The 13,007-nt window shown below is 67.6% G+C and carries 9 protein-coding genes; 3 read left to right on the plus strand and 6 right to left on the minus strand.

The window, feature by feature from the left end:
• Positions 1-55 precede the first annotated feature (55 nt).
• Positions 56-1,342, plus strand: coding sequence for a transcriptional regulator PtsJ (ptsJ, locus tag MRBLST15_RS00980; RefSeq protein WP_367784708.1), 1,287 nt, complete (start codon positions 56-58; stop codon positions 1,340-1,342).
• A gap of 66 nt (positions 1,343-1,408) precedes the next feature.
• On the opposite strand, the gene MRBLST15_RS00985 is transcribed toward ptsJ, so the two are convergent.
• The 4 genes from MRBLST15_RS00985 to imuA form a co-directional block, all read right to left on the minus strand.
• Positions 1,409-1,915: a hypothetical protein gene (locus tag MRBLST15_RS00985; RefSeq protein WP_099821509.1), complete on the minus strand. Its 507-nt coding sequence runs from the start codon at positions 1,913-1,915 to the stop codon at positions 1,409-1,411.
• 82 nt (positions 1,916-1,997) lie between these two features.
• Complete coding sequence (locus tag MRBLST15_RS00990; protein WP_367784710.1) at positions 1,998-5,108, minus strand: error-prone DNA polymerase; 3,111 nt, start codon at positions 5,106-5,108, stop codon at positions 1,998-2,000.
• 5 nt (positions 5,109-5,113) lie between these two features.
• Positions 5,114-6,523, minus strand: coding sequence for a Y-family DNA polymerase (locus tag MRBLST15_RS00995; RefSeq protein WP_367784712.1), 1,410 nt, complete (start codon positions 6,521-6,523; stop codon positions 5,114-5,116).
• 9 nt (positions 6,524-6,532) lie between these two features.
• Complete coding sequence (gene imuA, locus MRBLST15_RS01000) at positions 6,533-7,147, minus strand: translesion DNA synthesis-associated protein ImuA (protein WP_089235964.1); 615 nt, start codon at positions 7,145-7,147, stop codon at positions 6,533-6,535.
• Positions 7,148-7,522: 375 nt separating this feature from the next.
• Here imuA and MRBLST15_RS01005 point away from each other — a divergent pair, with 375 nt between their 5' ends.
• A complete protein-coding gene (locus MRBLST15_RS01005) occupies positions 7,523-8,401 on the plus strand; it encodes a sterol desaturase family protein (protein WP_367784714.1) in 879 nt (292 codons plus the stop codon).
• Between the two features lie 8 nt (positions 8,402-8,409).
• Here the strand turns inward: MRBLST15_RS01005 and MRBLST15_RS01010 are convergent, their stop codons facing one another.
• Both MRBLST15_RS01010 and MRBLST15_RS01015 read right to left on the minus strand, forming a co-directional pair.
• Positions 8,410-9,114 carry a helix-turn-helix domain-containing protein gene (locus tag MRBLST15_RS01010; protein WP_367784716.1) on the minus strand — a complete coding sequence of 235 codons (705 nt, stop codon included), beginning with the start codon at positions 9,112-9,114 and terminating at the stop codon, positions 8,410-8,412.
• Between the two features lie 300 nt (positions 9,115-9,414).
• The gene (locus tag MRBLST15_RS01015; protein WP_367784718.1) at positions 9,415-9,849 is read right to left on the minus strand and encodes a VOC family protein; all 435 of its coding nucleotides are present in this window, start codon (positions 9,847-9,849) and stop codon (positions 9,415-9,417) included.
• A gap of 336 nt (positions 9,850-10,185) precedes the next feature.
• Here MRBLST15_RS01015 and MRBLST15_RS01020 point away from each other — a divergent pair, with 336 nt between their 5' ends.
• A complete protein-coding gene (locus MRBLST15_RS01020) occupies positions 10,186-12,981 on the plus strand; it encodes a beta-glucosidase family protein (protein WP_265954880.1) in 2,796 nt (931 codons plus the stop codon).
• The last annotated feature ends 26 nt before the right edge of the window (positions 12,982-13,007 follow it).

The raw sequence follows: 13,007 nt of genomic DNA on the forward strand, positions 1-13,007 counted from the left end.
TGGCCAGGGTGGGATACACTGGCACAGGACAAGAGATAGTTTGGCATAGGACAAAATGAAAATCACCGGGAGCAGCGCCGAAGCGATCTTCGACAGCATCCGCGAGGGCATCGGTAGTGGCCATCTGGCGGCGGGCAGCGTGCTGCCGCCGGTGCGGGATCTGGCTGATCAGCTGGGGGTCAACCGCAATACAGTGGCCGCCGCCTACAAGCGGTTGGACGCGGCAGGCCTGGCCAGTACGGCGGGGCGTCGCGGCACTGTGGTGCGCGGCCTGCCGGCGACGATGGCACGCGAGGGCAGTGTGCCCGGACTGGCCCTGCAGGACCTGGCCGGCGGCAATCCCGATCCGCGTTGCCTGCCCAGCCTGCGCGTGGCCGCGGTGGCCTCGCGCTTGTATGGGGTGGAGACGGTCGATCCACGCATGCAACGCCTGGCGCGGGCCTCGCTGGATGCCGATTGCCCGCCGGGCTATGCGCTGGAACTGACCCATGGCGCGGTCGATGGCATCGAGCGTCTGTTGTCGGCGTGGCTGCTGCCGGGCGACCGCATCGCGGTGGAGGATCCCTGTTTCCTGGGCAGCCTCAATGTCCTCGGTGCGGCCGGACACGCGCCGTTGCCGGTGGCGGTGGATGCGCACGGCATGCAGGTGGAATCACTGCGGCAGGCATTGGATGCGGGTGCACGTGCGGTGCTGCTGACCCCGCGCGCACACAATCCCACCGGTGCCAGCCTGGATGCGAAGCGGGCGCGTGCGCTGCGCCAGTTGCTGGCCGGTTATCCGCAGGTGGCGGTGCTGATCGACGATCACTACGCACTGCTCTCGCAGCAGGCGTATCACTCGGTGCTGCCGATGGACGGTCGGCGTTGGGCGCTGCTGCGTTCGTTGTCCAAGGCGTTGGGCCCGGACCTGCGCGTGGCCTGGCTGGCCTGCGATGGGCAGACCGCAGCGCGCCTGCGCCTGCGCCTGGCGGCGGGCACCGGCTGGGTCAGCCATCTGTTGCAGGATGCGGCCAGTTCGGTACTGGAGTCGGCGCAGCAACGGGCGAAGGTCGCTGCGGCCGGTGAGCGCTACCAGCAGCGGCTGCAGGGTCTGCAGGCGCTGTTGCAGGCGCGTGGGCTGCCGACCCCCATGCCGATGGAAGGCTTGAATCTGTGGCTGCCCCTGCCGGCCGGCAGCACGCCACAGGTGCTGGCGTTGGCGGCGCGTGGCTGGCATGTGCGTGGGGGTGAAGTCTTTGCCGTGTCTGCACCGGCGCATGGGCTGCGCATCACCTGTGCAGCACTGGGCCCGCAGCAGCAGCGCCGGTTGGCCGATGACCTGGCGGCGGTGTGCTGTTTGTAGAGTCGAGCCATGCTCGACCGCTTCTGCCAAAAGAAGTCGAGCATGGCTCGACTCTGCAAAAGCAGATCAGGGCGCGGCACTGGCGCCGGGGCGCACGTAGTAGGACTGGCCGCTGTCGTCGAGGAACACCAGCTCCGGCTTGCCCTGCCAGGAACTCAGCATGGCGCCGGTGTTGTTCTGGTGCTTGACCATCAGGCTGGCGCCGCGGTCCGGGTTGGCCACCACTTTGAAGACTTCGGTGGTGCCGGTGGCATCGTCAAGGGTGAGCAGCGCCTCGCCACCCCGGTCGCTGGTGCCGTAGCCGCCGCGCTCGGAACCATCGGGGCCGAGCAGGATCAGGCCGGACAGCGCGGTGGCACGCGGCCCCTGCGGACGGCCCTGGCTGAGGGGATCGGGGACCGGTGCACCGAGGATCACCCGCGGCTGGCCGCTGGCATCGTGGATGATCAGGCCGCGCGCTTCGATCACGCGTTGCGGTGACTGGCTGCGATGCAGGTTCCAGGCGGTCCAGCCGGACACGAGCAACGCAAGTATGGCGACCACCAGGGTGGTCAGGGTCAGGGCACGCGCCATTGTGTATTCCTTCCTTGGATGTGACCGACGATAGCGGAATCCGGTCGGTCGTGGCCAGTTCGTTGTGTGACGATGTGTATCGTCAATGGAAGTCGCGGCTGTGGCTGCGCAGTCCCTGCAGCAGTTCGTCCAGGCAATGCATGCGCTGCACGATCACATGCTGCACGCCATCCACGCGTTCCAGTCGGCCATCGATCTGCATCAGCTGCGTGTCTACCAGGATGTGGTGCTGGCGGTCGGCCAGGTGTCGCCAGACCACGGCGTTGACCATGCCGGTTTCATCTTCCAGGGTAAGGAACGTGACGCCGCTGGCGGTCTGCGGGCGCTGGCGCATGCGTACCAGGCCGGCGATGCGCACGCGCCGGCCATGGCCGTGGCTGGCCAGCTGTGCGGCATCCAGGCAGCCACGGGTTCGCAGCTGCGCGCGCAGGAACGACATCGGATGGCGGCCCAAGGTGGTACCGGTGCTGCGGTAGTCGGCCTGCATGTCTTCCCAGGCGGTGGGCAGGGGCAGGGCCACGCGCGCTTCGGTGGTGGCACGGGCCTGATCGAACAACGGCAGGCGGTTCTCCACGCCGGAGATATCCCAGCGCGCACGGTGGCGATGGCCGCTGAGGCCGCGCAGCGCGCCGGCATCGGCGAGCAGGCCCTGCTGGCGGCGATCCAGTGCGGTGCGCTGGCAGAGGTCGCCGACATCGTCGAATGGTCGCCGCGCGCGTTCGCGCATGATGGCCTGCGCGGCCGGTTCGCTGCATCCATCGACCAGGCGCAGGCCGAGGCGGATTGCCGCCGCGCCTTTGCTGAAGTCCAGCGTGCAGTCCCAGTCGCTGTGGCGCACGTCCACCGGCAGTACCGTGATGCCATGCCGGCGCGCATCCTGCAGCAGCTGGTCGGGGCTGTAGAAGCCCAGCGGCTGGCTGTTGATCAGGCTGGCGGTGAACGCGGCCGGATGATGGCACTTCAACCAGCAGCTGTTGTAGGTGAGCAGGGCAAAGCTGGCCGCATGGCTCTCCGGGAAACCGTAATCACCGAAGCCCTTGATCTGCTCGAACAGGTGCTCGCCATATTCGCGGCTGAAGCCGTTCTTCAGCATGCCCGTCAACAGTTTTTCGCGGTGCGGTTCCAGGCCGCCACGACGCTTCCAGGCAGCCATCGAACGGCGCAGTGCATCGGCTTGGCCTGCGGTGTAACCAGCTGCATCCACCGCCAGCTGCATCACCTGTTCCTGGAACAGCGGTACGCCCAGCGTGCGTGCGAACACGCGTTCCAGCTGCGGTGGGTAGAGTGGATTGTCCGGATCGTTCAGTGCCTCAGGGCCTTGTTCGCGCAGGATCCGCCGCCGCTCAAGGTAAGGATGGACCATGTCGCCCTGGATCGGGCCGGGGCGCACGATTGCTACTTCGATCACCAGGTCATAGAACGTGCGCGGCTGCATGCGTGGCAGCATCGCCATCTGCGCGCGCGACTCGATCTGGAATACGCCGATGGTATCGGCGGCGCAGATCATGTCGAAGGTCTTTGTGTCCTTGGGCGGGATTGCATCCATGCGTCCTTCGTGCAGACCGTGCTGCTGCAGCATCGCCAGGCATTTGCGGATGGCGGTGAGCATGCCCAGTGCCAGGCAGTCGACCTTCATCAGGCCGGTGGCATCCAGGTCGTCCTTGTCCCACTGGATGACGGTGCGGTCTGCCATCGCCGCGTTCTCCACCGGCACCAGTGTCGACAACGGGTGTTCGGAAATCACGAAGCCACCCGGATGCTGCGACAGATGGCGCGGAAAATCGATCAGCTCGGCGGTCAACGCCAGCAGCCTCCGCATCAACGGTGTCTCCGGATCGAAACCGCGCTCGCGCAGGGTTTCCGGCAGCGGAATGTTGCCGCCCCAATGGTCCATCGCTGCGCCCAGTTCGTTGACCTGGTCCATCGGCAGGCCAAGCGCACGGGCGACATCGCGGATCGCGCTGCGGCCACGGTAGCTGATCGCCACCGCCGTCAACGCGGCACGCTCGCGGCCATAGCGGTTGAACACGTACTGCAGTACTTCCTCGCGGCGCTCGTGCTCGAAGTCGATGTCGATGTCCGGTGGTTCATCACGCTCGGCGGAGATGAAGCGCTCGAACAGCAGATTGCTGCGCGCAGGGTCGATCTCGGTCACGCCCAGCACGAAACACACCGTTGAATTGGCGGCCGAGCCGCGGCCCTGGCAGAGGATGTCCTGGCTGCGGGCGAAACGCACGATGTCCTGCACGGTGAGGAAATAGGAGGCGTACTGCTTCTGCTTGATCAGCGCCAGTTCGTGCTCGATCTGCTCACGTTGCGCGGGCTTGATGCCCTTTGGCCAACGCCACGGAATGCCGCGCTCGACCAGTACGCGCAGCCAGCTGTCCGGGTCGTGGCCTTCGGGTACCAGTTCGCGCGGGTAGGTGTATTCCAGCTGGTCCAGGGTGAAGTGGCAGCGTTCGGCGATGCGCAGGGTTTCAGCCAGCAGTCCGGGCGGATACAGCTGGGCCAGTGCGGTAAGTGGGCGCAGATGGCGCTCGCCGTTGGCAAACAGCCGCCAGCCGGCTTCGGCCACGCTGCAGCGGTGGCGGATCGCGGTCAGCGTGTCCTGCAGGGCGCGGCGCCGGCGCACGTGCATGTGCACGTCGCCACTGGCGACCAGCGGCAACTGGTGGCGTTCGCCGAAAGCCTGCAGCTGCTGCAGCCGGCGCGTGTCATCGTGTTCGTGGTGCAGCTCCACCGCCAGCCACAGGCGCTGCGGAAAACAACGGCGCAGCAGTTCCAGTTCGGTGGCCGCCGGTTGCCGGTCCAGCCACAGGCACAGCAGGCCCTCGGGGAGTCCCTGCAGATCCTCACGCAGGCAGCGGTATTCGCCCTTGGCTGCCCGCCGGCGGCAGGTGGTGATCAGCTGGCACAGCCCCGCATAGGCCGCCTGGTCGGTGCACAGCAGGGCCAGCTTCGGCCCGTCTTCAACCTGGAATTCGGCGCCGACGATCAGCGCCACCCCATGCGTCTTCGCCGCCTGCCAGGCCCGCACGATGCCGGCCAGCGAGCATTCGTCGGTGATCGCCAGTGCGTGATAGCCCTGTCCGGCGGCGCGTGCGAACAGCTCCTCAGCGGTGGACGCGCCGCGCTGGAAGCTGAAGGCCGACAGGCAATGCAGTTCGGCATATCCGGGCAGGTCGGTGTGCATGGGGCTCAACCGAACCAGCCGTGCAGCATCCACGGTGCATGCGGATCATTGCGCGTGCGGAAGGCCCAGCCACGCTGGCCCTGTGCGGTTTCCACCACGTAATAGTCGCGGCGCGCATCGGCCTGGTCCCACCAGCCCGATTCGATCCGCTCCGGCCCGGCGACGATGCGCAGGCGCGGATCGCGCAGTGGCTGTGGCGTATCCAGCAGCCAGCCGGGACGCAACGGCCACCAGGCGGGTGGCTTGGCCGGCGGTTGGGTACCGCTGGCACGTTCAGGGCGGTGGTCGGCCTGCACCGCCAGTGGCTGCACGGCGTCATCGCCAAGGCGTGCACGCAGGCGCTCGCGCAGCTGCGTCCATGGCATCGCCTGCGCTGGACGCGTGTCGAACAGGTCGCGCGCGGCCGGCACGAACGGCGGCAGCTGCTCGGCCTGCAGGCGCAATGCACGGCTGCCGGCGGGCAGGGCGAAGGCTTCCATGCGGTTGCGCGCGATCTCGAACAGCAGCGCCGCATCGCGTTCGGGGGCCAGCAGGCCGATGGTCAGCACGCTGGCCGGCAGCAGGTCGTGTTCGAAATGCAGGTCGAAACGCTGCACGCCGCCATCGCGCGAACACAGGAACGCGGCCAGGTCCAGCAGCAGGCGCCGCAGCGGGAACAGCAGGGCCTGGCTGGATTCGATCTCGTATTCGAATTCGATGCGCGCATCGAACCGGTCCGGCGGCTGGTAATAGCGCAACGGCGCGTTGCCCAGGCCGCGCACGGCATCCAGCTGCTGCAGCACCTCGGGGGCGAAACGGCGGGCCAGGCTCTCGCGTGGCAGGTCGAAGGCCGCGCCCAGCGTGCGCAGGCCGGAGCGTGCCAGCACGGTCACCGCATCAACGGGCAGGCCACTGCGCGCCAGCGGCAGCTGCGCCAGTGCGGCGGGCAACTGCTGTGCATCGATACCCAGGCCATCGTGCACATTGGCCAGCACGCGCGCGGCATGCGGGTTGGGAGCGGCGACCAGGCGATGACGGAAGCCAAGTTCATGCAGGCCGTTGCGCAGGCGTTGTTCGATCGTCAGCCAATCGCCGAACAGGGCACGGCTGGCACCGATTTCCAGCACCAGCGCATGCGGAAAATCGAGGCTGACCAGCGAACTGGTGGCATACAGCCAACTGGCCAGCAACTGCCGGGTGTGCTGTTCGGCGCTGGGATCGTAGTCATGCAGCTGCAGGTCCTGCACCAGTACCTGCGCAGCCGACAGCAGCATGCCCGGGCGCAGCCCCGCTGCCCGCGCGGCAGGGCTGACCGCACGCAGCACACGACGCTGCGCCGGCCCCTGCAGCAGCACCAGCGGCCGCTGCGGATCGGGCTGCAGGCGCAGCACGCTGTCCAGCGCCAGCTGCGGCAACAACAGGCAGGCCCAGTGCATGGCGCCGCCTCAGTGGGCGATGGCCAGCGGCAACGGCTGCGCCGGTGGCAGCCCGCCGCGACACTTCAACACCCGCACCTGGCCGTGGTCGAGCTGCAGGCGCAGGCTGGCCGGAGAGGGGTTGCGGGCGGCGCGGGCCTCGCGGAACACGAAGCCCAGGCACTGGCCGCTGTCGGCGGCAACCTGCAGGCGGCGCAGGGCGCGATCGTCGGCCTGCTGCGGCCAGCACAGCACGGCGGCGCAGGCAGCAGAGCGCAGGCACTGCTCGGTCGCCCACAGGGCCTGCTTTGGTGCAGCGTGGATGATCTGCAGCTGGGCCAGGTCGAGCCCGGCAGCGGCCCATGCCGGGGCATGCGGGCGGTAGGGCGGGGCGACCAGCACGATCGGCCGTTCGCGCTGGCTCAGCTTTGCCAGCGCCGGCCAGACCAAGGCCAGTTCGCCGACCCCGGGTGCGGCCTGCAGCACTTCGCACAGCCCGCTGGCAGGCCAGCCACCGCCGGGCAGGCGCGCGTCCAGCGCCGGATGGCCGCTGGCCAGATGGTCGCTGGCCTGGCCCTGGCGTGCCGGTCCGCGCCAGACCTGGCGGCCGTCCAGCAGGCGGTCGAGGGCGACGACGGCGCCCATCAGCCGGTCCTCCGGGGGAGGCGCCGGGCTGGCAGGAAGCGGCAGGAGTGGGCGGAAAAGGCAGGCATGGAGCGAGTATCGACAGGCCGGTATCAGGGGCTGAGACCGGACATGCTACTCGGCTTGTGAGTAATGTTACTAATGAAATCGGAGGGTGCGGTTTCAGCTTGCTGAAGGAGGTAAAGCATCCACGCATGGCGTGGATCTACCGGGGAGTGGGTGGCCTGGATGCGGAAAAGCCGGCCTTGCCGCAGTAGATCCACGCCATGCGTGGGTGGATGACGCGGGGTGTTGCGCCGTTTGTTCAAGCCGACCACCTGTATGCCCCGCCAACATGCAGGCCCCTCACTTCCCGGGTTGCCCATGAAGCACTGGATGCTCCGCCTGTATGCCCCGTTGTTCCTGCTGGGTTTTGTTGCAGCCGCCATCGGCTGGGTCGGTCACCATCACGGTGACCCGTTGTGGCTGCTTGCCTTGCTGGCTGTCGCCATCGCGGTGTCGTTCGTTGCCGAGCGGATGTGGCCATACGATCCGGCGTTCAACCACGACCATGGCGACCGCCTGCGTGACGTCCTGCATGCGCTGGTCAATGAAAGCCTGAACCTGCTGTCGATCGCCACGGTGCCGCTGCTGGCGGTGATCGTGCCCTGGCACATCTGGCCGACGCAGTGGCCATTCGCGCTGCAGGTGCTGGTGGCGATCATCGCGGCTGACCTTGGCATCACCCTGGTCCACTACGCCAGCCATCGCATCGGCTGGTTGTGGCGGCTGCATGCGGTGCATCACAGCGTGACCCGCATGTACGGTTTCAATGGATTGATGAAACACCCGCTGCACCAGGCCGCCGAAGCAGTGGGTGGCGTATTGCCGCTGCTGTTGCTGGGAATGCCGATGCCGGTGGCCGCAGTGTTGGCGTTTGCCATTGCGATCCAGTTGCTGCTGCAGCATTCCAACGTGGACATGCGCCCGGGTGTGCTGGGCAGGGTGATGGCATGGGCGCCGCTGCATCGCTTCCACCACATCCGCTATGGCACTGCGGGCGACGTCAATTTCGGCTTGTTCCTGACCGTGTGGGACCACTTGCTGGGAACGGCGTTCGATGCGCCGGGCTATCGGCTGGGGCAGCGTGATCTGGGCATCGGCAGCCAGCCGGACTATCCGCAGGCGTATTCCGCACAGCTGCTGGCGCCGTTCCGCGAGCTGCCGCATGGCGATGTGCCGGAGCTGCCGGAGGGCCTGCGCAGGCGCGGTTGATCGGGGCGTCAGGCCGCGTGCAGCTGCAGGCCCTGCAGTTGTGCGGCGCCGATGCCGAACATGCGGCGCAGACTGCGCGAGAGATGGGGAAGGTCGGCGAAACCGGCGGCATGTGCGCTGTCGGTCAGGCTGTGCCCGCGCAGATGATGCGCCAGCGCGCTGCGCAGCCGTTGCCAGAGCACCCAGCCGCGCAGGGTCACGGCCAGGTCGGACTGGAAGCGCCGATGCAGCTGGCTGGTCGACAGATGCGCGGCCTCGGCGATATCGGCGGCCGGCACCGGGCCGGGCAGGTGCTGGGTGATGCGGGCCAGCGCCGCCTGCACGCGACGGTCCAGGGGTTGCGGGCGGCTCAGGCGCGGCAGCCACTCGTGCAGCTGCGCGGCATTGCCTGGCAACGACTGCAGATGCTGCTGGATCTGTTCGAGGTCGGCATGCGCCGGTTCGAGGAACACCGTGCAGCCGTCGGTGGGAGCCGACAGGATCGCGTGTGGCTGGAAGGAGGGCAGCCACACGCGCCGGCCCTGCTGCGGCACGCCATCGATCTCGACCTGCCAGGGCGCACCTTCGCTCAGCAGCAGTTGATGGGCGTAGTGCGCATGCGCAGCGCTGTCGCCGGCGTGGCCCTGCAGCACGGCAACGTGTGCATCCAGCAGCAGGGTGCCATTCCAGGGCAGAGCGGGGGAGGACATGGGGGAATTGTAGATCCACGCCATGCGTGGATGACGTATGTCCAAAAGGCTCATGAGAAAAACACCCACGCATGGCGTGGATCTCCGTGTCGACCAAGGTCGACACCTACCAACAGCAGCGGGGAACTGTCGAAGGCGGGGTGGGTCCGGTTGCGGGGGCGTGAGCGCCATGGATGGCGCGACCGAGGCTACATGGACGTACTTGCGCCGTCCCCCGCAACCGGACCTACCTCGCCTACCCACAGCAACCCAGCTTTTGCTTCGGCTGTTGCAGTTGCCTACGCCGTTGCCTCGGCGGGTGCCGGGCGCAGCCCGGCCGCCACCTCAGCGCCCCTGCGGGTCCGGCCGATGGTGCACGTACTCGACCACGGTGCCATCGGGATGCACCGCATTGAACGCCGCACCGGTGGGCACCACCTGCAGCGGGAAGATGATTTCGGCGCCAGCTGCCACCAGTCTGTCGTGATACGGACGGACGTCGTCGACCAGCAGCGTACCCGTGGTCGACGTGAAGGGCGCCAGCGCCTCGTCGCAGCCTTCGATCAGCAGGAACGCACCGACCATCGCCAGCCGCAGGCCCGCCTCGGGAAACGGAAAGCCGGCATCGGCGACCACACCCTGCAGCTGCTCGTAGAAGGCCACGCTGCGTTCCAGCTCGCCGGGGGCGACGAATACCCGGATCAGCACGCGCGGGCTGCGCTGGCTGGAGGTGTCACAGCGGTCGCGCCAGAGATGGTCGAAGTCGCGATGTGCGGTCATGGGCTCGATTCGTCGCTGGGGAGATCCATTATCGGCAGCCTCGCGCGGCCCGCTGATGACCGCCGGTGATGGGCTGATAACCATCGTGCAGGTAGCGCCTGTGACTTAGGTCCTGTTGACAGCGATGAACGCCCTCGCACACTCTTCACATGATGGGTCGCCCTGCGCGGCCCGGACAGGCAGGTTGTCACGCTCGGGAGGAGGGTCCCGCGCGCAGACCGGTCCGTCCTCTGGCCTGCAAGGCGTTGCCCGGCAACGCATGCGCGGCATGACGCTGCACCCTTCGGCGGCACTTTCCCTGGACCGATTGCCTTGGCAACGGAATTACGCCCGCCGATGAAAACGTTTACAAAGCCGCTCGCCCTGTCCCTGGCCCTGTCTGCCGCACTGGCCGCCCCGGCCTGGGCCGACTCCGCCGCCTTCACCGTGCTGACCCTGGAGCAGGCGCCGACAGCGGACGCGATGCCGGCCCTGGCTGCCCAGTTGAAGACCCTGCAGGTGGACGCGGTCAGCGTTCGCCAGGTACAGCGCGGCATCGGCCAGGTCGATCCGCTGCAGTTGCTGGCCGATGGCCTGGGCTACCAGTACCGCTTCATCGCCGCCGGCAAGGATGATGGCCAGACCCAGCACGGCCAGGCCGTGTTGACCCGGCTGCCGATCGCTGCCGAATCCGGCCCGGACCAGCCGGGCCTGAACTACCTGCGCCTGGATGACGGCCGCCATGCGGTGGCGGTCTACACCGACGCAGGCGCCGGTGCCACGCAGCTGCCGGCGCTGGTGTCGCGTTCGCGGCTCGGCGCCCCGGCGGTGCTGCTCGGTGCGGTAGCCGGTGAATCGGCGAAGGCTGCCGGCTTCGACCCGGCACGCGTGGCTCTGGAAGCCGATGCCAGCTATTTCAGCGATGGTTTCCAGGCTGCCAGCAGTGCGCCGTTCAAGGTGGAAGGCAGCACGCTGCGTGCGACCCTGCTGACCCTGGCCTATGCGGCTGACAAGGGGGGCGAGCAGCCGTGGATGGATACCACGCTCACTGCCGATGCACGCGCTGCGCTGCTGCTGAAGGCGATGACCGAGGACGAGAAGTTCCAGATGCTGCACAGCTACTTCGGGTTGGGCAAGGATGGTGGCAAGTTGCCGGAAGGTGCGGTGGGCTCGGCCGGTTTCGTGCCGGGTGTGGCGCGCTTGGGCATTCCGTCGCAGCAGTCGGCTGACGCCGGCGTGGGCGTGACCAATCCGGGTGGCATCCGCCCGGGTGATTTCGCCACGGCGATGCCGTCGGGCCCGTCCACGGCGTCCACCTGGAACCGCGGTGTTGCGTTTGCCGGTGGCGCAACGATGGGTCGCGAAGCCTGGCAGCAGCGCTTCAACATCCTGCTGTCCGGCAGCGTCAACCTGCAGCGTGACCCGCGCAACGGCCGCAACTTCGAATACGCCGGTGAAGACCCGCTGCTGGCCGGTTCGATGGTCGGCGCGGTGATCCAGGGCGTGCAGAGCCAGCACGTGATCTCCTCGATGAAGCACTTCGCGCTGAACGACATGGAGACCCGCCGCAACTTCCACGACGTGCGCATCGGCGAACAGGCCATGCACGAATCGGACCTGCTGGCGTTCGAGATCGCGCTGGAAGCCGGTCGTCCGGGCGTGGCGATGTGTTCCTACAACAAGATCAATGGCACCTACGGCTGCGAGAACGGCTACCTGATGAACCAGGTGCTGAAGCAGGAGTGGAAATTCCCCGGTTTCGTGATGTCCGACTGGGGCGGCGTACACAGCGGTTCGAAGGCGGCGCTGGCCGGCCTGGACCAGCAGTCGGCCGGTGAAGTGTTCGATGCAGCGGTGTTCTTCGATGAGCCGCTGCGTCTGGCGGTGCACGGCGGCGTGGTGCCGCAGGCGCGCCTGAACGACATGGTGGCGCGCATCCTGCGCACGATGTTCCTGCACGGAAACTTCGACAACCCGCCGCAGCACCAGAAGGTCGACGCCGAAGCCGGTTTCGCCGTGGCCCAGCGCACGGTGGAAGAAGGCAGCGTGCTGCTGCGCAATGAAGGCAGCCTGCTGCCGCTGGCCGACAGTGCCAAGCGCATCGTCATCATCGGTGGCCATGCCGACAAGGGCGTGATCGGTGGCGGTGGTTCGTCGATGGTGGGCGTCACGGCCAAGGGCACCAACGCGGTGCCGGGGGTGCTGCCGACCACCTGGCCGGGCCCGGTGATCTTCCACCCGTCCTCGCCGTTGGAATCGCTGCGTGCCGCGCGTCCGGATGCCACCATCACCTATGTGGACGGCACCAATGCTGCCGCTGCAGCCAAGGCCGCTGCACAGGCGGATGTGGCCATCGTGTTCGCTACCCAGTGGGCCGCCGAATCGGTGGACCTGCCGGACATGCAGCTGCCGGACAACCAGGATGCGCTGATTTCGGCGGTGGCCAAGGCCAACCCGAAGACCGTGCTGGTGCTGGAGACCAATGGCCCGGTGCGCACGCCGTGGCTGGCGCAGGTACCGGCGGTGCTGCAGGCCTGGTACCCGGGCATCCGCGGCGGTGAAGGCATTGCCGCACTGCTGACCGGCCAGGCCAATCCGTCCGGCCGCCTGCCGGTGACCTGGGTGGTGGACGAATCGCAGCTGCCGCGCCCGCACATCGATGGCCTCGGTTTCAAGCCGGCCAAGCCGTTCGGCGATGTGTTCGATTTCGATATCGAAGGCGCCAACGTCGGCTACAAGTGGATGGCGGCCAAGGGCCTGACCCCGACCTTTGCCTTCGGCCACGGCCTGTCCTACACCTCGTTCGCCTATGAAAACCTGAAGGTGAGCGTGGAAGGTTCGCGCCTGGTCGCCAGCGTCGACATCCGCAACACCGGCAAGCGCGCCGGTGCAGATGTCGCCCAGCTGTACCTGAAGCTGCCGGCTGGCAGCACCACGCCGATCCGCCTGATCGGCTACGACAAGGTGAACCTGCAGCCGGGCGAGCAGCGCCGCATCCGCATCGAAGCCGAGCCGAAGACCCTGGCCCATTACGATGCACAGGCTCGCCAATGGAAGATCGATGGCGGCACCTACCAGGTGCAGCTGTCGCGCAATGCTGCCGAGCCGCTGCAGAGCGTGGACGTGCAGCTGGTGGAGCAGGTGCTGCGCTGATACGGCGGGTTGTTGATGCTTGAAGA

The organism is Stenotrophomonas sp. LST15-1-1.1 (genome assembly GCF_040815575.1).
GTDB classification, from domain to species: domain Bacteria; phylum Pseudomonadota; class Gammaproteobacteria; order Xanthomonadales; family Xanthomonadaceae; genus Stenotrophomonas; species Stenotrophomonas lactitubi_B.